The organism is Sphingobium sp. TomTYG46 (genome assembly GCF_055396345.1).
The window spans coordinates 106,806-125,822 of sequence record NZ_AP027324.1 but is presented as its reverse complement, the minus strand read 5'-3'; the positions used below and the strand labels follow the sequence as shown (position 1 = coordinate 125,822).

Annotated in this window: 22 protein-coding genes; 5 read left to right on the top strand and 17 right to left on the bottom strand. The window is 63.6% G+C overall.

What is annotated here, in order from left to right:
• Positions 1-4: 4 nt before the first annotated feature.
• Positions 5-673: a CAP domain-containing protein gene (locus tag ACZ5YV_RS00640; protein WP_464788132.1), complete on the bottom strand. Its 669-nt coding sequence runs from the start codon at positions 671-673 to the stop codon at positions 5-7.
• Between ACZ5YV_RS00640 and hemW the strand changes: the two genes are divergently transcribed.
• On the top strand, positions 672-1,847 hold the full coding sequence (gene hemW / locus ACZ5YV_RS00635) for a radical SAM family heme chaperone HemW (protein ID WP_464788131.1): 1,176 nt from the start codon (positions 672-674) through the stop codon (positions 1,845-1,847). The two genes, ACZ5YV_RS00640 and hemW, sit on opposite strands and share 2 nt — an antisense overlap.
• A gap of 17 nt (positions 1,848-1,864) precedes the next feature.
• Here hemW and grxD read toward each other — a convergent pair whose 3' ends face one another.
• The 8 genes from grxD to ACZ5YV_RS00595 all read right to left on the bottom strand — a co-directional run bounded on the left by grxD (position 1,865) and on the right by ACZ5YV_RS00595 (position 7,761).
• Positions 1,865-2,197: a Grx4 family monothiol glutaredoxin gene (grxD, locus tag ACZ5YV_RS00630; protein ID WP_449471149.1), complete on the bottom strand. Its 333-nt coding sequence runs from the start codon at positions 2,195-2,197 to the stop codon at positions 1,865-1,867.
• A gap of 64 nt (positions 2,198-2,261) precedes the next feature.
• On the bottom strand, positions 2,262-2,495 hold the full coding sequence (locus tag ACZ5YV_RS00625) for a BolA/IbaG family iron-sulfur metabolism protein (RefSeq protein ID WP_460987459.1): 234 nt from the start codon (positions 2,493-2,495) through the stop codon (positions 2,262-2,264).
• Positions 2,496-2,513: 18 nt separating this feature from the next.
• On the bottom strand, positions 2,514-2,837 hold the full coding sequence (locus tag ACZ5YV_RS00620) for a DUF1476 domain-containing protein (RefSeq protein ID WP_196225322.1): 324 nt from the start codon (positions 2,835-2,837) through the stop codon (positions 2,514-2,516).
• A gap of 58 nt (positions 2,838-2,895) precedes the next feature.
• Complete coding sequence (gene leuD / locus ACZ5YV_RS00615; protein WP_449471147.1) at positions 2,896-3,489, bottom strand: 3-isopropylmalate dehydratase small subunit; 594 nt, start codon at positions 3,487-3,489, stop codon at positions 2,896-2,898.
• A 109-nt stretch (positions 3,490-3,598) separates the two neighbouring features.
• A complete protein-coding gene (gene leuC, locus ACZ5YV_RS00610; RefSeq protein ID WP_464788130.1) occupies positions 3,599-5,053 on the bottom strand; it encodes a 3-isopropylmalate dehydratase large subunit in 1,455 nt (484 codons plus the stop codon).
• A gap of 95 nt (positions 5,054-5,148) precedes the next feature.
• Positions 5,149-5,835: a glutathione S-transferase family protein gene (locus tag ACZ5YV_RS00605; protein ID WP_464788129.1), complete on the bottom strand. Its 687-nt coding sequence runs from the start codon at positions 5,833-5,835 to the stop codon at positions 5,149-5,151.
• Between the two features lie 157 nt (positions 5,836-5,992).
• Positions 5,993-6,145 carry a hypothetical protein gene (locus ACZ5YV_RS00600; RefSeq protein WP_196225318.1) on the bottom strand — a complete coding sequence of 51 codons (153 nt, stop codon included), beginning with the start codon at positions 6,143-6,145 and terminating at the stop codon, positions 5,993-5,995.
• Between the two features lie 23 nt (positions 6,146-6,168).
• Positions 6,169-7,761, bottom strand: coding sequence for an isocitrate lyase (locus ACZ5YV_RS00595; RefSeq protein WP_464788128.1), 1,593 nt, complete (start codon positions 7,759-7,761; stop codon positions 6,169-6,171).
• A gap of 142 nt (positions 7,762-7,903) precedes the next feature.
• On the opposite strand from ACZ5YV_RS00595, the gene ACZ5YV_RS00590 reads away from it, so the two are divergent.
• A complete protein-coding gene (locus ACZ5YV_RS00590; protein WP_464788127.1) occupies positions 7,904-9,304 on the top strand; it encodes a helix-turn-helix domain-containing protein in 1,401 nt (466 codons plus the stop codon).
• 38 nt (positions 9,305-9,342) lie between these two features.
• On the opposite strand, the gene ACZ5YV_RS00585 is transcribed toward ACZ5YV_RS00590, so the two are convergent.
• The 3 genes from ACZ5YV_RS00585 to ACZ5YV_RS00575 are packed head-to-tail and all read right to left on the bottom strand — an operon-like array spanning position 9,343 to position 10,970.
• Complete coding sequence (locus ACZ5YV_RS00585; protein WP_464788126.1) at positions 9,343-9,753, bottom strand: STAS/SEC14 domain-containing protein; 411 nt, start codon at positions 9,751-9,753, stop codon at positions 9,343-9,345.
• Positions 9,754-9,782: 29 nt separating this feature from the next.
• The gene (locus tag ACZ5YV_RS00580; protein WP_464788125.1) at positions 9,783-9,986 is read right to left on the bottom strand and encodes a hypothetical protein; all 204 of its coding nucleotides are present in this window, start codon (positions 9,984-9,986) and stop codon (positions 9,783-9,785) included.
• A gap of 45 nt (positions 9,987-10,031) precedes the next feature.
• Positions 10,032-10,970: a right-handed parallel beta-helix repeat-containing protein gene (locus ACZ5YV_RS00575; RefSeq protein ID WP_464788124.1), complete on the bottom strand. Its 939-nt coding sequence runs from the start codon at positions 10,968-10,970 to the stop codon at positions 10,032-10,034.
• A 334-nt stretch (positions 10,971-11,304) separates the two neighbouring features.
• Here ACZ5YV_RS00575 and ACZ5YV_RS00570 point away from each other — a divergent pair, with 334 nt between their 5' ends.
• Both ACZ5YV_RS00570 and ACZ5YV_RS00565 read left to right on the top strand, forming a co-directional pair.
• Positions 11,305-12,786 carry an ABC transporter substrate-binding protein gene (locus ACZ5YV_RS00570; RefSeq protein ID WP_464788123.1) on the top strand — a complete coding sequence of 494 codons (1,482 nt, stop codon included), beginning with the start codon at positions 11,305-11,307 and terminating at the stop codon, positions 12,784-12,786.
• 18 nt (positions 12,787-12,804) lie between these two features.
• The gene (locus ACZ5YV_RS00565; protein WP_464788122.1) at positions 12,805-13,227 is read left to right on the top strand and encodes a DUF4112 domain-containing protein; all 423 of its coding nucleotides are present in this window, start codon (positions 12,805-12,807) and stop codon (positions 13,225-13,227) included.
• 6 nt (positions 13,228-13,233) lie between these two features.
• On the opposite strand, the gene nadC is transcribed toward ACZ5YV_RS00565, so the two are convergent.
• The 3 genes from nadC to ACZ5YV_RS00550 form a co-directional block, all read right to left on the bottom strand.
• A complete protein-coding gene (nadC, locus tag ACZ5YV_RS00560) occupies positions 13,234-14,082 on the bottom strand; it encodes a carboxylating nicotinate-nucleotide diphosphorylase (RefSeq protein ID WP_464788121.1) in 849 nt (282 codons plus the stop codon).
• 157 nt (positions 14,083-14,239) lie between these two features.
• On the bottom strand, positions 14,240-15,226 hold the full coding sequence (nadA, locus tag ACZ5YV_RS00555) for a quinolinate synthase NadA (RefSeq protein ID WP_464788120.1): 987 nt from the start codon (positions 15,224-15,226) through the stop codon (positions 14,240-14,242).
• A gap of 73 nt (positions 15,227-15,299) precedes the next feature.
• Positions 15,300-16,178, bottom strand: a complete 879-nt coding sequence (locus ACZ5YV_RS00550) for an MBL fold metallo-hydrolase (RefSeq protein ID WP_464788119.1) — start codon at positions 16,176-16,178, stop codon at positions 15,300-15,302.
• Positions 16,179-16,268: 90 nt separating this feature from the next.
• On the opposite strand from ACZ5YV_RS00550, the gene ACZ5YV_RS00545 reads away from it, so the two are divergent.
• Entirely contained in the window at positions 16,269-17,165 is an 897-nt protein-coding gene (locus ACZ5YV_RS00545) for a tyrosine recombinase XerC (RefSeq protein WP_464788118.1), read from the top strand.
• Between the two features lie 152 nt (positions 17,166-17,317).
• On the opposite strand, the gene ACZ5YV_RS00540 is transcribed toward ACZ5YV_RS00545, so the two are convergent.
• Positions 17,318-17,917 carry a DedA family protein gene (locus tag ACZ5YV_RS00540; protein ID WP_464788117.1) on the bottom strand — a complete coding sequence of 200 codons (600 nt, stop codon included), beginning with the start codon at positions 17,915-17,917 and terminating at the stop codon, positions 17,318-17,320.
• 109 nt (positions 17,918-18,026) lie between these two features.
• Positions 18,027-19,001: a glutathione synthase gene (gene gshB, locus ACZ5YV_RS00535; protein WP_464788116.1), complete on the bottom strand. Its 975-nt coding sequence runs from the start codon at positions 18,999-19,001 to the stop codon at positions 18,027-18,029.
• Between the last annotated feature and the right edge of the window lie 16 nt (positions 19,002-19,017).

The window sequence follows — 19,017 nt, the reverse complement described above, 5'->3', positions numbered from 1 at the left end:
AGGCTTATTCGCCGATGCTGGCCAGACGGGAGCCGAAGGGGCTGTCGTCTGCGTCCAGCGGGCCTTTTCCGAAAGCGTTGCCCGCTGGGAAATAGCGGCAGACGAGATAATCGTAATTCTGCCCTTCAGCGAGGGCGCAGCCGACCTTTTGCGTGCCGCGCCAGATCATCTGCGTGTAATGGCCGACATCTTCCCAGCGGCCAGACATGCTGATGTCCGGCAGCTTGCCTCCACGCCGGAACAAGCGCTTTTCATCGAGGAAAGCGCCGATCATCGTCTCATACCCGTAGAGGCGTCGCGGACCCATCCAGAGATTTTCACCGCTGGTAACAGCGCGGGATGCACGCGGGGAATGTTGGAAGCGGTTGGTCACGGCCATCTGCCGGGCATATCGAGCAGCGTCCTGCGCGAGGTCACTGTCCCATGCGAGCGGCGTAAGGCCCAGCGATTCGCGCTCGTCATTGTGCATGCCCAGCACCACGTCGCGCAGCAATATGTTGCCACGTTCCGCCTCCTCCATGCCGTAATAGGCGGCGGGCATGATCGTCTGGGTGGGCGCCGTCCGGCTCGACGGGGAGGCTTTGACGGGCTGCACGGCGATAATACCCGTGATCGCCAGAGCTGCCATTGCTAGCCGTTCGGCCCAAAGCCGTCTAAGGACGCCCCCACTCATGCCCCTTCCCCTGATCGATTCCCCGGCCCCCGCGCCTGAACCTATGGCCTTATATGTGCATTGGCCATTTTGCGTTTCCAAATGTCCTTATTGCGATTTTAACAGCCATGTCCGTGCGGAGATCGATATCGATGCGTGGCGGGCGGCGCTGCTGGACGACCTGGCTCATGAAGCGGGGCTGACTGGCGGGAGACCACTCTCATCCATCTTTTTCGGCGGTGGCACGCCATCGCTGATGCCGCCGGAGATCGTCTCGAACATCATCGACGCTGCTGCCAGCTACTGGCGGCCCACGGCGGACATGGAAATCACGTTGGAGGCCAATCCGAGTTCAGTGGAAGCGGCGCGGTTTGCCGATCTGGCGCGTGCGGGGGTGAACCGGGTGTCACTGGGGGTGCAGGCGCTGGATAATCAGGCGCTGCATTTTCTGGGCCGGGCGCATGATGTGGGCGAGGCGCTGGCCGCGCTGGATGTCGCCCAATCGGTATTCGGGCGGGTAAACCTCGATCTCATCTATGCCCGTCCTGAGCAGAGTGAGGCGGACTGGGAGGCGGAACTGGCGCGCGGCCTGTCCTTTGGCACCGATCACCTGTCGCTTTATCAGTTGACGATCGAACCGGGCACGCGGTTCGCCACGCTCGTTGCTCAAGGCAAGCTGACGCCTGCCGACCCGGACCATGCCGCAACCCTGTACGAGCAGACACAGGACATGACCGTTGCCGCCGGTTTGCCCGCTTATGAAATCAGCAACCATGCGAAGCCCGGTCAGGAAAGCCGCCACAACCTTACCTATTGGCGATATGGCACCTATGCCGGGATCGGTCCCGGCGCGCATGGGCGGCGCGAGGGGATGGCAACGCTAAGGCATAAGAAGCCGGAAAACTGGATGGGCGCCGTGCAGCGCAACGGCCATGGACTTCAGAGCGAGGAAGCGTTGACGCCAGAGGATCGCGGGCGTGAAGCGCTGCTGATGGGATTGCGGCTTGCGGAGGGCGTCGACCTTGATCGCATCTCGGCGCTATCCGGTATCCCCGTCGAGCAGTTGATCGATGAAGCTGCCATTGCGCGGCTCGCCCAGCTGGACCTGATCGAGCGCAAAGGGCAACATCTGCGGATCACGCCAGCAGCCATGCTGCTGCTGGACGCCATCCTTCCCGAGATCGTCAGGGTCTAGTTGGAGCGGGCCGGAAGTCAGTTGGCCGCTGCGACACCTTCGTCGGTCATCAACTGCTGAAGCTCACCGGCTTCATACATTTCCATCATGATGTCGCTGCCCCCGACAAATTCACCCTTCACATAGAGCTGAGGGATGGTCGGCCAATCCGAAAAAGCCTTGATGCCCTGCCGCACCAGCTGATCCTGCAACACGTCCACCGACTCATAGGCAACGCCCAGATGATCGAGGATGGCAATCGCACGACTGGAAAAACCACATTGGGGGAACAGGGGCGTCCCCTTCATGAAAAGCACGACGTCATTGCTGTTCACAATATCGGCAATCCGCTGATGCACGGCGTCGGTCATGGTCGGTCCAGTCCTGTCGGGCGCTGTAAAAATGGCAAGCAGCGCGCATGAAAAATGATAGCGGTTAGTTGGGAACGGCAGTCGTCAGTTGCAAGGCGTGGAGCACCCCACCCATCCGACCGCCAAGCGCAGCATAGACCGCGCGCTGCTGGGCGACCCGGCTCATGCCCCGGAAGCTTTCCGCCACGACGCGCGCCGCATAATGATCGCCATCCCCGGCGAGGTCGGTAATTTCCACCTCCGCGTCCGGAATAGCCGCCCGGATCATGTCCGCAATGTCTTGCGCAGCCATCGGCATGGGGCGTGTCCGTCCTGCTTACTGGGCTTCGATGAACTGGCGGCGCGCGATCACCTGCTGCTCTTCCAGAGCCGCTCGCACGCCGGGCTCGTCAATGTCTACGCCCGCCTGGGTCATGTCGCCCACCAGCTTGCGAATGACATCCTCGTCGCCCGCTTCCTCGAAATCGGCCTGCACTACGGATTTTGCGTAGGCATCGGTTTCTTCCGGGGTCAGGCCCATCTTGACCGCGGCCCATTCGCCAAGCAGCCGGTTCCGCCGCGCCTGGATGCGGAACTGCATTTCCTGGTCATGGGCGAACATATTTTCAAAGGCCTTTTCGCGGTCGTCGAAAGTCGTCATGCCTGTGCCTTGTCAAAAAGAAGCTGAAGTCTGGGATGAGATAGGAAGATCGGGACGGTTACGCAACGGCGGGAACGAGCCAGGGCCGCAGCCCGGCATCCTTCGCCTCGAACTGGCTGATCGTATCGGCCTGCCCCAAAGTCAGCCCGATCTCGTCCAGCCCGCCAAGCAGGCAATGCTTGCGGAACGGATCAATTTCGAACTGGAACCGGTCCTGAAACTGCGTGGTAACGGTCTGATGCTCCAGATCGACATGGATGGGATCGGTCTTCGCGACCTCCATCAGCCGGTCGATCGCTTCCTGCGGCAGAACCACGGTAAGGATGCCGTTCTTGAACGCGTTGCCGGAAAAAATGTCAGAGAAGCTCGGCGCGATCACGACCTTGATGCCAAGGTCAGCAAGCGCCCAGGCGGCATGTTCGCGGCTCGAGCCGCAGCCGAAATTGTCGCCCGCGATCAGGATGGGGCTGCCAGCATATTCCGGATCGTCAAAGACGTTGCCCGGCTCCTTGCGCAGCACCTCGAACGCGCCCTTGCCAAGGCCCGAGCGCGAAATGGTCTTCAGCCAATGCGCCGGAATGACGATGTCGGTATCGACATTCTTCATCCCGAACGGATAGGCCTTGCCCTCAACGATATTCAGCTTGTCCATCAATGCGCCCGCTTGGTCTCCAGGCGGCGGCTATCTTCCGCACGCCCGAGGGTCGCCGCCATGGCGGCACTGGCCAGCGCGCCGAGCGCCAGCACCCAGAATACCTTCTTCATGCGACCACCTCTCCCTGTTTTTCGTTCAGCAATTCCCGCACGTCGGTCAAATGCCCCGTAATGGCGGCAGCGGCTGCCATGGCTGGGGAGACGAGATGAGTGCGCGACCCCGGTCCCTGACGGCCCATGAAGTTGCGGTTGCTGGTGGATGCGCAGCGTTCTCCGGCTGGCACCTTGTCGGGATTCATGCCCAGACACGCCGAACACCCCGGTTCGCGCCATTCGAAGCCCGCCTGGGTGAAGATGCGGTCGAGCCCTTCGGCCTCCGCCTGCTGCTTCACAAGGCCCGATCCGGGAACGACCAGCGCCTGCTTGATGCCGCTGGCGATATGCTTGTCCTTCAGCAGGGCAGCGGCGGCGCGCAAATCCTCGATCCGGCTGTTGGTGCAACTGCCGATGAAGATATGCTCGACGGCTACATCCTCCATCCGCTGTCCGGCGGTGAGGCCCATATAGTCGAGGGACTTTTGCGCGGCGGCGCGCTTGGACGCGTCGGCGAAGCTTTCTGGATCGGGGACGACGCCGGTCACCGGCACGACGTCCTCGGGGCTCGTGCCCCAAGTCACGTTGGGTACGATATCGGCAGCATCAATGACGACCGTCTTGTCGAACTGCGCGCCTTCGTCCGTCGCCAGCGTCTTCCAATAGGCGACGGCGGCATCCCAATCGGCACCCTTGGGTGCCATGGGACGGCCCTTCAGGTAAGCGAAAGTCTTTTCGTCCGGCGCGAAAAGACCGGAGCGCGCGCCCGCCTCGATCGACATGTTGGCGACGGTCAGACGGCCTTCGATCGACATGTCGCGGAAGACAGAGCCGCGATATTCCATGACATAGCCGGTGCCGCCCGCCGTGCCGATACGGCCGCAGATCGCCAGCGCCACATCCTTGGGCGTAACGCCAAAGCCCAATTCGCCTTCGACGACCACTTCCATCGTTTTCGATTGCTTCAGCAGCAGTGTCTGCGTGGCGAGCACATGCTCAACCTCCGACGTGCCGATGCCGAAGGCCAGCGCGCCTAGCGCCCCGTGCGAGCTGGTGTGGCTGTCGCCACAGACCAGCGTTGTGCCCGGCAGGGTAAAGCCCTGCTCGGGTCCCACGACATGGACGATCCCCTGTTCCCGGTCAGCGTCGCCGATCAGGCGAACGCCGAACTCCGGTGCGTTCCGCTCCAGCGCGGCAAGCTGCTGCGCGCTTTCGGGATCGGCGATGGGGATGCGATTGCCCTGCGCGTCGCGGCGGGGCGTCGTGGGCAGATTGTGATCCGGCACCGCAAGCGTAAGATCGGGGCGACGCACCGGGCGGCCCGCTATCCTTAGACCCTCGAAAGCCTGAGGACTCGTCACCTCATGAACGAGGTGGCGGTCGATATAGATGAGGCAGGTTCCATCGGGACGGCGTTCAACGACATGCGCGTCCCAAATCTTCTCGTACAGCGTGCGGGGCTTGACCATAACCCTCTCCCCCTAGACCCAGAGCGGGCGCGGCGAAAGGGGGCATGGGACCAATATTTGCTGTCTACGCCGATAGCATGCTTGCCAAAGGCAGGTCAGGACGCGCGGTAATCCTTTATGATGCGGCCAGCGGCGCCGACATCCGCCTCATGGCTTTCCTCGCGCCAGGTTTCGGCAAGGGCAGCGGCCTCCCATTCCTGCATTGCGGGGTGGGCCAGCATGTGATCGACCCATCCATGTGCCACTGGCCCGACATTCAGGTCATAGGTCCGTACCCGGAATGCGACGGGCGCGTAAAAGGCGTCGATCGCGGTGAAGGCTGGCCCGGCGAGGAAGGGACCGCCAAAGTGCTTCAGCCCCTCCCCCCATAATTCCGAAAGGCGCGCTATGTCGCGGTTCAGCTGTGGCGAGGGCAGGTCGCCTTCGACTCGCACGCCGACATTCATGGGGCATTCGCTGCGCAAGGTCGCAAAACCGCTGTGCATTTCCGCGACGGCGCTTTGGGCGAAGGCGCGGGCGGATTCCTCCTGTGGCCATACGGCAGGGTGGCGATCGGCGAGATAGAGGGTGATGCCGAGCGAATCCCACACCGTTCGATCGCCGTCGATCAAGGCAGGCACCTGCCCGGTCGGTGAAAAGTTGCGGAAGGCAGAGTAATTTATGCTCTGCACAAATGGCTCAAGCCTATCCGTGAAGGGAATGCCGAGCGCCTTCATCAATACCCAGGGACGCAAGGACCAGCTGGAATAATTCCGGTTCGCGGTAATGAGCGTGTAGGGCATGGAGGCTCTCCCGTCGGGTCTGACACCTCCAGGATAAGCGCCCGGCCGTTCGGGCGAAAGCGCAAAGCGGGCTTGTATGCGCTTGCTAAGGCGATCGACAAAAAGCCCGCCGCCGGGGGCCGTCGGCGGCGGGGCTTCCTGTCATCGGTGCAGGCAATCAGCGCAGGCGGCCGAGCCGATGATAGAGGTTGGCGAACTTCACCGAATCCGGCGTGTCCTTCACCTTCTGCAGATAATCAGCCACCGCCGTCCTGAGCAGCGAGAAATCCTCGGTCGAGAAAACCGCGCGGGACCTTGCAGGTTCAGTCATTTCGTCCTCCTTTCCTTGGTTCTTCAAGCTGCAAACTGGTTCATCGTATTATGTGAGCCACCCGCCTTAAGTGCGGCCTCACCGGCGAAATATTCCTTGTGATCATCGCCAATGTCGCTGCCCGCCATATTCTGGTGCTTCACGCAGGCGATACCCTCGCGGATTTCGCGGCGCTGGACGCCCTCAACATAGCCGAGCATCCCGGCGTCGCCGAAATATTCCCGCGCCAGATTGTCCGTGGACAAGGCGGCCGTGTGATAGGTCGGCAGCGTGATGAGGTGATGGAAGATGCCCGCCCGCGCCGCGGCGTCCTTCTGGAAGGTGCGAATCTTTTCATCAGCCTCGCGGCCGAGTTCGGTCGCGTCATAGTCCGCGCTCATCAACCGGGCGCGATCATAGGTGGAAACGTCCCTGCCCTCGGCCTGCCAGTTGTCGAATACCTGCTGACGGAAGTTCAGCGTCCAGTTGAAGCTCGGCGAGTTATTGTAGACAAGCTTGGCGTTCGGAATGACCTCGCGGACACGGTCCACCATGCCCGCAATTTGTTCGACATGGGGCTTTTCGGTTTCGATCCACAGTAGGTCGGCGCCGTTCTGAAGCGAGGTGATGCAGTCCAGGACGACCCGGTCCTCGCCCGTGCCGGGACGGAACTGGAAGAGGTTGGACGCCAGGCGCTTGGGCCGCAGCAGCTTGCCGTCGCGGGCGATGACGACATCGCCGCGCAGAAGCGACGGATCGGCGACCTCTTCGACATCAAGGAAGCTGTTATACTGGTCGCCAAGGTCGCCCGGCTCGCGGCTGAAGGCGATCTGCTTGGTTAGGCCCGCGCCCAGCGAATCGGTACGCGCGACGATGATGCCGTCATCGATACCCAGTTCGAGGAAGGCATAACGGCAGGCGCGGATCTTCGCGAGGAAGTCCTCGTGCGGAACGGTGACCTTGCCGTCCTGATGGCCGCACTGCTTTTCGTCCGAGACCTGATTCTCGATCTGGAGTGCGCAGGCGCCTGCCTCGATCATCTTCTTGGCGAGCAGATAGGTCGCTTCGGCATTGCCGAAGCCTGCGTCGATGTCGGCGATGATCGGGACGATGTGGGTTTCGTGATTGTCGATCGCGCTGGTCAGGCGATGAACCTCAACCTCGTTGCCGGCGTCGCGCGCTTTGTCGAGGTCGCGGAACAGCATGCCCAGTTCACGGGCGTCTGCCTGACGCAGGAAAGTGTAGAGTTCCTCGATCAGCGCGGGAACACTGGTCTTTTCGTGCATCGACTGGTCGGGCAGAGGGCCGAATTCGGAACGCAGCGCCGCGATCATCCAGCCGGAGAGATAGAGATATTTGCCTTTGGTCGTGCCGAAATGCTTCTTGATGCTGATCATCTTCTGCTGACCGATGAAGCCGTGCCAGCAACCTAGCGACTGGGTGTAGTTCGCCGGGTTAGCATCATAGGCGGCCATGTCGCGGCGCATGATCGCGGCGGTGTAGCGGGCGATGTCGAGGCCGGTGGGGAAACGGTTCTGGAGGCGCATTCTGGCGACCGAATCGGCGGCGATGCCGTTCCAGTTGGGTTCTTCCCCCAGCAGGGTGGAGGCGCGGGTGATTTGTTGGGCGTAGGTCATGGAAATCCCCTGAATGAATTGGCGAATTAAAAACGTTTTGGGGGAGGATGACCTGTGGCGGGAGGGGGTGTGAGGTTCAATTGTCGATCTTTACAAACTTTCTCTGTATAGTTGTAATGTCTGCACAGGAGCGCACGCGAACATGGCCAAGGATCGTCCCGTCTATATGGGCCCCCGCTTGCGGCGGTTGCGGCGGGAATTGGGGCTGACGCAGTCGGACATGGCGGCTGACCTGGAGATTTCCGCTTCCTATGTCGCGCTGCTGGAGCGGAACCAACGGCCCTTGACCGCCGACATGCTGCTGCGGCTGGCGCGCACCTATCGCATGGACATGAGCGAGCTGGCGGGCGACGGCGGGGCGGAGCAGACGGCCCGGTTGCAGGCGGCGCTGAAAGACCCGATGTTTACCGACATCGACCTTCCCGCGCTGGCGATGCAGGACGTCGCGATCAATTATCCGGGCTTCAGCGAAGCGTTATTGCGGCTGCATACCGCCTATCGCGAGGAGCAGTTGGCGCTCGCGGATCGGAGCGGCGATCGCGCCGACGCACCCGACGAAGCGCCCGACCCGGCAGCCGAGGCGCGCCGGTTCCTGGGCGCGCGACGCAATAGTTTTCCGCCGCTGGACGATGCGGGAGAAAGGATCGCCGCGCAAATCGAACAAGCAGGCGGCACGGCGGCATGGCTGAAAAGCAAGCATGGCCTGCGCGTCCGGCGCCTGCCGCCCGATGTCATGGCGGGGTCAATGCGGCGGCTGGACCGGCATCGCGACGCGGTACTGATCGACGATGCGCTGGACGGCGCGAGTACCGCCTTTCAGTTGGCAATACAGATCGCCTATCTGGAAATGCGCAGCGAGATGGAGTCGCTGCTGAAGGACGGGCAGTTTTCCAGCGCGAGCGGACGCCAGCTGGCCCGCCAAGGCCTCGCCAATTATGGCGCCGCCGCCATCCTGATGCCCTATGGCGCCTTTGCCAAGGCGGTGGAGGCGCGGCGCTATGATGTCGAAGCGTTGGCCCGGCAGTTCGGGACAAGTTTTGAACAGACGGCGCACCGGCTGACCACGCTGCAAAAGCCGGGGCACGAACGCGTGCCCTTCTTCTTCCTGCGCGTCGACAAGGCGGGCAATGTCAGCAAGCGGCTGGACGGCGCGGGCTTTCCCTTTGCGCGGCATGGCGGATCATGCCCGCTCTGGTCGATCCATCATGTGTTCGAGCGCCCCGGCGAGGTGGTGCCGCAATGGCTGGAACTGCCCGACGGACAACGGTTTTTCTCGATCGCGCGGAGGGTGACGGCGGGCGGCGGCGGCTGGGGCGCGCCGCGTGTGGAGCGGGCGATCGCGCTCGCCTGCGCGGCCGAACATGCCCATCGGCTGATTTATACGCAGGGATTGGGGCCGTCCGAGCCTACGCCGATCGGACTGACATGCCGCCTGTGCCACCGGAGCCAGTGCATGGCGCGATCCGCGCCGCCCATCGGCCGTGAAATGCTGCCCGAGGACTATCGCCGGGGCTATGCGCCTTTCGGCTTTGCGGACGGTTGAGCAGCGCCGCAACCGCCGCACGAGCGATCCCGGTCGCTTCAGCCAGCGGCGCGCGTCTGCGGTGCCGACGAATCGGCAGGAGTCGCGAGCCAGTCGAGAGCCTCCTGCTCGGTTTCGAAATAGCCGTAGGTTGTGTTCATATTTTGCAGCCGTCTCGTCTGCATGCGCAGGAGCACCGAAGGCGAAACTACGGCGATGCGGCCAGTATCGGAATCCTTGTGCCTGTAGGAGAGGCGACCGAGCGCTTCGCTGACTTCGGGGGTGTGGATTTCCGTGCGGCAGGTATTGACCAGGACGTCGCACGACGGATCCGCCTCGCGGACTTCTTCCTCGAGCGCGCGGCCGAACTGACCGACCGCATCCAGATTCCAGAAGCCGTAAGTGGTGATACGTAGGAGCTTGCGATCGCGGTCATAGCCGACCTCGAAAAAGCCTTCCAACTTCTGCACAAACCCCTCCTAATCCAGGAGGGCCAGGTTCAGTCCTCCTGCAAATCCAGCCAGGCAACCACGTCATTGTCGGTGGCGATGAACAGCCCGTCCTGGATTTCCTGGGGCTGTTGCCGCGCTATATGCACAGCTTCGCTTAACGGGCCGTAAAAGAGGGTAGTCGCGGCGCCGCCTTCTTCGCTGTCGCTTAGATGATAAAGGCGGACGGTGGCGGAATCATAGGTGCTGCGCATGACGCCATTATCGGGCGGGGCAGACGCGCGCGCAAGCGGGGGCCGTCAGCGACGATCGGCGACCTTGATACCGGCGCCCAGGCGATTCGCGCCGATCTTCACCGCGTCGCCGGTGAAATTGGCGACGAAGCTGCTGTTGCGTTGCAGGCCCGGCACGAAAGAGGCGCTGTTGCCAGCGATCGACAGGCCGCTGCTGTCATGTTCGCGCCCTTCCGGGGCGACGGTTATGAAGGCGCTGTAATTATCCTTGTCCCGGCCCTGCACCATTTCATTGCCGCTGATCTCTCCGCTCGCCCCGTTGGACAGGTCGATCATATAATTGGTGAGGCGGCCGTGGCTGTCGTCGAAGCTGTTACCGGTGATGGTGACGCGGGGCGTGCGCGTTTTCAGATAATGGCCGCCATCGCCCTGATCGAATCGCGACCGCGTGACGGTAAGTTTGCCATATCGACCGATATAGATGCCATGGGCGCAATCCAGATCGCGGTCGCACCGGCCAAGATGGCGAAAGGTGGATTTGTCGATGGTGACGCTGTTGCCCGGCGCATCGCCGCTCAAAATCCCTTCTTCGCTATTGCGGAAGAGACTGTTGGTGACGGTGAGGTTGCCGCCTTCCAGCCGGATGCCCGCGCCATTGCCATCGGGCACGCGCAGATTCTGGAACACGATACCGTCCACGCTGCTGGACCGGCCGCGCAAGACCAGCGCCGCCTTGCCCTCACACGGCATGCCGTCGAGGATGACGCTGCCCGCCGTCTGGGCGCGGAAGGCGACGTCCCCGCCCTGCTGCACCGCGCATTGCGCATAGGTGCCGGGCGCGATCAGGACCGTGCCCTTGCCATTGCCGATCGCCGCCACCGCATCTTTCAGCGAGGTGTAGCCGCGTCCGCTTTCGACCACGGTGAAGGGCGTCGGCATCCCCTGTGCCAGGGCAGCCGCGCCAGCGGCGGCGGAAACGAGCAGGATCGTCGAAAGGATACGCATAACTAAAGACATAGACGGTTGGGAAAGGGCGGCCAATGCGGAGTCGTGGTTAATGAAATCCTGTTCCGGGACAGATGCGATCGCCCTTCCCCTCGCTCGCCCTGCTGAAACGATCTGGCGGAGGCTCGATTTTAGAGCATGGTCATGTTCGAGTAATCGTCACCCCGGACTTGATCCGGGGTCCCGCTTCTTTTCCGACGCTGCTGAGGCAGCGGGACCCCGGGTCGAGCCCGGGGTGACGGAAGATCAACCTTAGTACCAATGCTTCCATGTAAGACGATCACGCTCTAAAAGCTTCAACTTGAGCCTGATAAACCCTAAGCCTGTCATACGCATGACCGTGGCTGCTCCCCTGCTTCGATCGATGGCTGTCCTGCTGGGCGCGGCCGCGATGATCGCGGGCTGTTCGCAGGAGGCAAGCGGGCCGGTGGTGGTGAGCGTTATCGGATCACCCGGCGATTTCGCCAAACCGATCGAGAACCTGCCCAATCCGGGCGCCAAGCTGATCCTGGAGGCCACGGCGCAGGGGCTGGTCGCCTTTGACGCCAGCGGTGAGATATTGCCCGCGCTCGCCCAACGCTGGATCGTCGAGGAGGATGGGCGCAGCTATATCTTTCGCCTGCGGCGCGCGCAGTGGGCCGATGGGACGAAGGTGACGGCGAAGGATGTCGCGGCGCTGTTGATGGCGCGGATCGAGACGTTGCGGCGGCTGGACCCGGACGGGCCGCTGGACGCGGTGGAGGCGGTCGTGCCGATGACCGGCGAGGTGATCGAAATCCGCCTTGCCTATCCCCGTCCCTATTTGTTGCAGATGCTGGCACAGCCACAAATGGCGCTGTTGTCGCGGCAGGGCGGCACCGGGCCTTACCGGCGCGAGGCTTGGGGCAAGGCGCTGACGCTGACGCCGGTCGATAAGGCACCCAGGGACGACGATGGGGAAGAGGCGAAGGCCGCGGCGTGGGAAACACGCATCCTGCGCGCGGACAGAGCCGCGTTGGCGATCATTCGCTTTCGTGAGGGCAAGGCGGCGGCGGTGCTGGGTGGACGGTTCGCCGACCTGCCGCTGCTGGTGCCGGCCGGGGTTGATCGCGATGCGGTGCGGATCGACCCGGTGCAGGGCCTGTTGGGATTTGCGGTGACCGGCAAGAGCAAGCTGCTGGACGATGACGGCGTGCGGCGGGCGATCAACATGGCGATCGATCGCAGCCAGTTGCCCATATTGTTCCCACTGGGAGGGTGGGCGATTACCGACCAGATTGTGCCCGCGCAGCTGGACCTGCCACGGCCGCCGACCGCGCCGGACTGGTCCGCCATGTCGCTGGAGGACCGGCGGGCGGCTGCCAGTGCGGTCATCGCGCGGTGGCGCAGCGACAATGGCGACGCTCCGGTGCTGCGGGTGGCTTTGCCGCAAGGGCCGGGCGCGACGAGCCTGTTCGCGCTGGTCCGCCATGACCTGGCGTTGATCGGATTGCGGGTCGATCGGGTGGGCATGAAGGATGATGCCGACCTGCGGTTGATCGATGAAGTCGCCGCTTATGACAGCGTGCTCTGGTATCTCGGCCGCGCCGGATGCGCGCGCAAGGTGCATTGTTCGGCAGAGGCCGACGCCCAATTGCGGGCGGCGAGCATGGCGGGCAGCGCGGCCGAGCGGATGGCGCGGGTGGCGCAGGCCGAGGCGCTGATGCAGGCGCATAACGGCTATATCGCCTTGGGCGCGCCGGTGCGCTGGTCGCTGGTATCGCGTCGGTTGACCGGATTCATGCCTTCGCCCCGCGCGCGGCATCCATTGAACCATCTGTTCCGCAGCCCCAATTAAGGGGGCAGGAGGAACAGCATGGCGTTATCGCAAGACCAGTTTGACCGTGTGGTGCGTGACATGCCGGGTTTCGGCCGCGATCCCGCTTCGGTGCGACGGCGGATCGAAGCGATGGAGGCGATGCTGGAAGGACTGTTCGTCATTCCCGGCACCAACCGGCGCGTGGGGCTGGACAGTCTGGTCGGGCTGATCCCGGTGGTCGGTGATCTGGCGACCGCGGCTATGGGCGCCTGGATCGTGTGGGAAGCGCGTAATCTGGGCATGTCGAAATGGCAGCTGACGCGTATGGCGGCCAATGTGGGGTTCGACACGGTCGTGGGCGCGATTCCCTTCGCGGGCGATGTGTTCGACTTTCTGTTCAAGTCCAATACGAAGAACCTGCGGATCATCCGCAAGCATCTGGACAAGCATCATCCTTCGACCGTGACGATCGAGGGTTAAGAGGCTTTACGCAAAGGCGAAGTCCAGGCCGATGTCGGCAGCGGGGGCGGACTGGGTGAGGCGACCGACGCTGATATAGGTGACGCCGGTTTCCGCCTTGGCACGGATGGTCTGAAGCGTGACGCCGCCCGAGGCTTCGGTCGGCACCCGTCCTCCCACCAGTGTCACGGCCCCGCGCAAGGTGGGTGCGTCCATATTGTCGAGCAGCAGGTGCGTGGCCCCGGCGGCGAGAGCGGGTTCGATCTGGTCGATGCGGTCGACCTCGACGATGATGCTTGCGATCCCGGCGGCGGCGGCGCGGCGGACGGCTTCCTCTACCGACCCTGCGACCGCGACGTGATTGTCCTTGATCATCGCTGCATCCCACAGGCCCATGCGGTGATTGGTCGCGCCGCCCTGCCGCGTCGCATATTTCTCCAGGGTGCGCAGGCCGGGGATCGTCTTGCGCGTGTCGAGCAGAGTCGCGCCGGTGCCCAGAATCGCGTCGACATAGGCACGGGTCATGGTGGCGATGCCGGTCAGATGCTGGACGGTGTTAAGGGCGGATCGCTCCGCCGTCAGCATCGCGCGGGCCTTGCCCCGGATGCGCATGATGTCGGTGCCAGCGGGGACGCGGTCGCCGTCCTGCTTGAGCAATTCGACCTCCACATCCGGGTCAAGGGCGCGGAAGAAGGCGGCGGCGATGGGAAGGCCCGCCAGCGTCACCGCGTCGCGGCTGTCCATCGCGCCTTCGAAGATCGCATCGGCGGGGATCACCGCTTCACTGGTGACGTCGCGGCCATCCGGGCCAAGGTCTTCGGCGAGGGTGGAGGCGATGAAGGCCTCGAGGTCGAAGCCGGGCAAGGTGAAGGTCATTGGCCCTCTTTATATTGATCGAGACGGAATAGCGAAGCTGGTGATGAACCTCACCCCCTCGTCATCCCGGCCTTGAGCCGGGATCCCGCTTCTGAGCGGTTGGAGCTGGAGCGGGACCCGGGTCAAGCCCGGGGTGACGGAAGGATGCGGTTATACGTCAGCGGTTGCCGACGTCGCCCTTCCCCACCGTGCCGCTGGCGAGTTCCAGCATGCGGTCGAGGCTCTTTTTCGCGGCGAGGCGCAGGCCTTCTTCCATTTCGATGCGGGGCTGGAGGTCGCGGAGGGCGAGGTAAAGTTTTTCCAGCGTGTTGAGCGCCATATAGGGGCAGACGTTGCAGTTGCAGTTGCCGTCCGCCCCGGGGGCGCCGATGAAATTCTTGTCCGGCACCGACTTGCGCATCTGGTGGATGATGTGCGGTTCGGTGGCGACGATCAGCGTGTCGCCGGTCATCGTCTTGGCATATTGCAGGATACCGCTGGTCGATCCGACATAATCGGCATGATCCACGATATAGGGCGGGCATTCGGGGTGCGCGGCGATGGGCGCGTCGGGGTGCTGGGCCTTGAGCTTCAGCAACTCCGTCTCGCTGAAGGCTTCGTGGACGATGCAGACGCCGGGCCACAGCAGCATGTCGCGGTTGAACTTGCGCTTGAGGTAACCGCCCAGATGCTTGTCGGGACCGAAGATGATCTTCTGGCCGCGGGGAATCTGGCTGAGGATCGTTTCGGCGGACGAGCTGGTGACGATGATGTCGGAGAGCGCCTTCACTTCGGCCGAGCAGTTGATGTAGCTCAAGGCGATATGATCGGGATGGGCTTCGCGGAACGCCTTGAACTGGGCTGGCGGGCAGCTGTCTTCCAGCGAGCAGCCGGCGTCCATGTCGGGCAGGACGACGATCTTTTCCGGGCTCAATATCTTGGCGGTTTCGGCCATGAAGCGGACGCCGCAAAAGGCGATGACGTCGGCGTCGGTTTCCGCCGCCTTGCGCGACAATTCCAGGCTGTCGCCCACGAAATCGGACAGGTCCTGAATCTCTGGCTTTTGATAATAATGGCCGAGGATGACGGCGTTGCGTTCCTTGCGCAGCCGGTCGATCTCCGCACGCAGGTCGGTCCCCTGCGGGATTCCGGTGATGGCGTTCATGTCCCTAACTCCTCACGGCCTTTGACCGCGCCCCTAGCGGGCTGCGCCGCGGTTGGCCAGTAACTGTTTCCCGCTAGCGCAATTGCCAGCGGCCATCCCCTGCGACCTCCGCCATGCCCCGCCCATCCAGGTCGATAAGGTGGGCAAGGACCGATCGCCCGGCGGCGGGATGAAGGCGCGGATCGATGCCCTTGTACATCTCCGCCACCATCGCCGGGATTTCGGATGCGCCGTTGCGCTCAAGGAAGCGCATGATCTGCCCTTCCCGCTGCTTGCGATGCCCCATCATGCCACGCACCAGACGGCGCGGATTGGGCACCGGATCGCCATGGGCGGGATAATAGATGGCATCGTGCCGATCGAGCAGCCGCTGCATCGAGCGCATATAGTCGGCCATGTCCCCGTCCGGGGGCGAGATGACGCTGGTGGACCAGCCCATAACATGATCGCCGGTGAAAAGGGCGTTTTCCTCCGCCAAGGCGAAGCAGAGATGGTTGGAGGTGTGGCCGGGCGTGGCGACGGCTTCGAGCGTCCAGCCCTCGCCCGTCACCTGCTCGCCATCGGCAAGGATGCGGTCGGGAGAATAGGACGGATCGAAGGCAGCATCGGCGCGCGGGCCGTCATCGTCCAGCACCAGCGGCGCGCAGCCGATGATGGGCGCGCCTGTCTGCGCGGCGAGCGGCGCGGCGGCAGGGCTGTGATCGCGATGGGTGTGGGTGCACAGGATAGCGCGCACGGGGCGGTCTGCGATCGCGGCGAGCAGCGCGGCCAGATGATCGGGATCGGCGGGGCCGGGATCGATCACCGCCAAGTCCTCTGACCCGACCAGATAGGTCTGGGTGCCCGTATAAGTGAAGGGCGACGGATTGGGCGCCAGTACGCGGCCGATGCGCGGCGAGATTTGCAGCAGCGTGCCCGTGGGCATGTCGGCCATGTCAGGTGCGGTTGCCATGCGTCTCATGTGCCTATCTGGCGGGGATTTTCAAGGGCCGGTTTATCGGGGGGATTCCGTTTGGGGACGCCATCGCCTAGACTACGGGCCATGAGCGCGAGCGGTGATCTTGTGGAGGCATGGCGGCAGCATCTGGCGCTGGACCGGCGGCGATCCACGCACACGGTGCGCGCCTATATGGCGACGGCGGAGCGGTTGATCGCTTTCCTGACCGAGCATCGCGGGGAAGTGGTGACGGCGGCGGGGTTGGCGCGCGTCGATCAAGCCGACCTGCGCGCGTTCCTGACGGCGCGGCGGATGGACGGAATCGGCAATGGATCGGCCGCGCGGGAATTGTCGGCGGTGCGCGGATTCCTGAAGTTCACCGGCGGTGAGGATGCGCGGGTGCCGCTGCTGAAAGGGCCGAAGGTGAAGCGGGGTTTGCCCCGGCCGATCTCCCCTGACGAGGCGGTGGCGCTGGCGGGAGAGATTGCAGAGACGGCGCGGGAAGGATGGATCGGCGCGCGGGATTGGGCGGTGCTGCTGCTGCTGTACGGCGCGGGGCTGCGGATCGGTGAGGCGATGGGGTTGCTGGGCGATGTGCTGCCGCTGGGCGAGACATTGCGGGTGACGGGCAAGCGGGGCAAGGCGCGGATCGTGCCGCTGCTGCCGCAGGTGCGGGCGGCGATCGAGGCTTATGTGGCGGTTTGTCCTTACCCGATGGCGCGTGAGGAGACGCTGTTCCGGGGTGCGCGCGGTGGCCCGCTGTCGGCGGCGATCATCAGGCGATCGGTGCAGGGCGCGCGCGGGCGGCTGGGACTATCGGATCGGACGACGCCGCATGCTTTGCGGCACAGCTTTGCAACGCATTTGCTGGGGCGCGGGGCGGACTTGCGGTCTTTGCAGGAGCTGCTGGGGCATGCGAGCCTGTCTTCGACGCAGATTTATACGCAGGTGGATGCGGCGCATTTGCTGGATGTCTATCGGAATGCGCATCCTCGGGCTTGAGGTGGGGAGGGCTGTTCCCCCTCCCGCCTGCGGGAGGGGCTAGGGGTGGGCTAGCGCAACGCCGAAGGCATTCTCCAACGGCATAGCCGGGAAGCTCGCTTCGCTCGCACCCACCCCCTAACCCCCTCCCGCTTGCGGGATGGGGAACATCGCTACCCCCTCGGCTTCCAGGTCGCCAATCGCCACAGATAAAGGGCGACCGCTCCGACCACGCAGGCGGTGGCGGCGGGGCCGACATATTTGTCGATGTCGCGGAAATTCTGCCCCAGGACATAGCCTGCGTAGGCAAGGATGATGTTCCAGATTAGCGCGCCGCCCGCCGTCCAGGCGAGGAATTTGACATGTCCCATGCGGAACAGGCCCGCCGGGAGCGAGATCATGGTGCGGAACGCGGGGAGGAAGCGGAACACGAACACGACGATCTGGCCATATTTGCCGAAGATATGGTCGAGCCTCTCCACGTCCCGCCATTCCAGCGTCGCCCAGCGGCCATAGCGGTCGACCAGCGGCTTGAGCCGTGCGAAGCCCAGTATGTGACCGACCAGATACCAGAAATAATTGCCGACCGTGGTCCCGAGCGTGCCCGCAAGAAGAAGCCACTCCATCGCCATGCGGCCCTGCCCCACGCGGATGCCGCCGATGCCCATGATGAGTTCGGAGGGAACCGGGGGGAAGACATTTTCGATCACCATCAGGGCGAAAATGCCCCAATAGCCGCCTGCGTCGATGAGGTGGAGGACCCAGTCGGTCACTTTTCGTCATTCCAGCGAAAGCTGGAATCTCTTTTCAGATGGCACAGGCTGGGGCACGAGGTCCCAGCTTTCGCTGGGATGACGGGGGTGAGACGAACGAAGGGGTGGTTCAAGCAGCCACCCGAGCCGCCAGACGGGCATCTATCGCGTCCCAGATCATTGCGCCGGTGTCGGTGCCGTTGAAAGCGTCGATCGACACGATGCCGGTCGGGGACGTCACGTTAATTTCGGTGAGCCATTCGCCGCCGATCACGTCGATGCCAACGAAGAGCAGGCCACGGCGCTTGAGCTCCGGTCCCATGGCGGCGCAGATTTCCAGCTCGCGGTCGGTGAGTTCGGTGCGCGCGGCCGATCCGCCGACGGCCAGGTTCGATCGGATTTCGCCTGCGCCGGGGATGCGGTTGATGGCGCCCGCGACTTCGCCGTCGATCAGGACGATGCGCTTGTCACCCTGAGCGACGCCGGGAATGAAGGCCTGAACCATGAAGGGCTCGACCCATGAAGCGTTGAACAGTTCCACAAGCGCGGAGATGTTCGCGCCGGACTGGCCGACATGAAAGACCGCGTTGCCCGCATTGCCGTAGAGCGGCTTGACGACGATTTCGCCATGTTCGGCGAGGAAGCTGCGGACTTCGGCCAGGTCGCGGGTGATCATGGTCGGCGGCATGAAGCGCGCATAATCGAGCACGAACAGCTTTTCGGGCGCGTTGCGGACGGATGCGGGATCATTCACCACCAGCGTTTCGGCCCGCACCCGCTCCAGCAAATGGGTGGCGGTGATGTAGCTCAGGTCGAAGGGCGGGTCCTGCCGCATGAGGACGACATCGACATCGCGGCCAAGGTCGAGCAGCTCCGGCTCTCCAAAGGCGAAATGGTCGCCGTCGACCTTCTGCACCTTCACCGGGCGCGCCTTCGCCAGCACGCGGCCGTCGCGATAGGTAAGGTCGGGCGCGAGATAATGGTAGAGGCGATGCCCCCTCGCTTGGCCCGCCAGCATGATGTGGAAGGTGGAATCGCCCGCGATGTTGATCCCTTCCATCGGGTCCATCTGCACGGCGACGGTGAGAGGGTTGAGTTCAGTCATGTCCAATCCTTTTCCC

Excerpts from the sequence above, each read along its gene's own strand:
- hemW (WP_464788131.1), top strand. The coding sequence starts at position 672 with ATGCCCCTTCCCCTGATCGATTCCCCGGCCCCCGCGCCTGAACCTATG.
- ACZ5YV_RS00640 (WP_464788132.1), bottom strand. The coding sequence starts at position 673 with ATGAGTGGGGGCGTCCTTAGACGGCTTTGGGCCGAACGGCTAGCAATG.
- grxD (WP_449471149.1), bottom strand. The coding sequence starts at position 2,197 with ATGACCGACGCCGTGCATCAGCGGATTGCCGATATTGTGAACAGCAAT.
- ACZ5YV_RS00625 (WP_460987459.1), bottom strand. The coding sequence starts at position 2,495 with ATGCCGATGGCTGCGCAAGACATTGCGGACATGATCCGGGCGGCTATT.
- ACZ5YV_RS00620 (WP_196225322.1), bottom strand. The coding sequence starts at position 2,837 with ATGACGACTTTCGACGACCGCGAAAAGGCCTTTGAAAATATGTTCGCC.
- leuD (WP_449471147.1), bottom strand. The coding sequence starts at position 3,489 with ATGGACAAGCTGAATATCGTTGAGGGCAAGGCCTATCCGTTCGGGATG.
- leuC (WP_464788130.1), bottom strand. The coding sequence starts at position 5,053 with ATGGTCAAGCCCCGCACGCTGTACGAGAAGATTTGGGACGCGCATGTC.
- ACZ5YV_RS00605 (WP_464788129.1), bottom strand. The coding sequence starts at position 5,835 with ATGCCCTACACGCTCATTACCGCGAACCGGAATTATTCCAGCTGGTCC.
- ACZ5YV_RS00600 (WP_196225318.1), bottom strand. The coding sequence starts at position 6,145 with ATGACTGAACCTGCAAGGTCCCGCGCGGTTTTCTCGACCGAGGATTTC.
- ACZ5YV_RS00595 (WP_464788128.1), bottom strand. The coding sequence starts at position 7,761 with ATGACCTACGCCCAACAAATCACCCGCGCCTCCACCCTGCTGGGGGAA.
- ACZ5YV_RS00590 (WP_464788127.1), top strand. The coding sequence starts at position 7,904 with ATGGCCAAGGATCGTCCCGTCTATATGGGCCCCCGCTTGCGGCGGTTG.
- ACZ5YV_RS00580 (WP_464788125.1), bottom strand. The coding sequence starts at position 9,986 with ATGCGCAGCACCTATGATTCCGCCACCGTCCGCCTTTATCATCTAAGC.
- ACZ5YV_RS00575 (WP_464788124.1), bottom strand. The coding sequence starts at position 10,970 with ATGCGTATCCTTTCGACGATCCTGCTCGTTTCCGCCGCCGCTGGCGCG.
- ACZ5YV_RS00570 (WP_464788123.1), top strand. The coding sequence starts at position 11,305 with ATGACCGTGGCTGCTCCCCTGCTTCGATCGATGGCTGTCCTGCTGGGC.
- ACZ5YV_RS00565 (WP_464788122.1), top strand. The coding sequence starts at position 12,805 with ATGGCGTTATCGCAAGACCAGTTTGACCGTGTGGTGCGTGACATGCCG.
- nadC (WP_464788121.1), bottom strand. The coding sequence starts at position 14,082 with ATGACCTTCACCTTGCCCGGCTTCGACCTCGAGGCCTTCATCGCCTCC.
- nadA (WP_464788120.1), bottom strand. The coding sequence starts at position 15,226 with ATGAACGCCATCACCGGAATCCCGCAGGGGACCGACCTGCGTGCGGAG.
- ACZ5YV_RS00550 (WP_464788119.1), bottom strand. The coding sequence starts at position 16,178 with ATGGCAACCGCACCTGACATGGCCGACATGCCCACGGGCACGCTGCTG.
- ACZ5YV_RS00545 (WP_464788118.1), top strand. The coding sequence starts at position 16,269 with ATGAGCGCGAGCGGTGATCTTGTGGAGGCATGGCGGCAGCATCTGGCG.
- gshB (WP_464788116.1), bottom strand. The coding sequence starts at position 19,001 with ATGACTGAACTCAACCCTCTCACCGTCGCCGTGCAGATGGACCCGATG.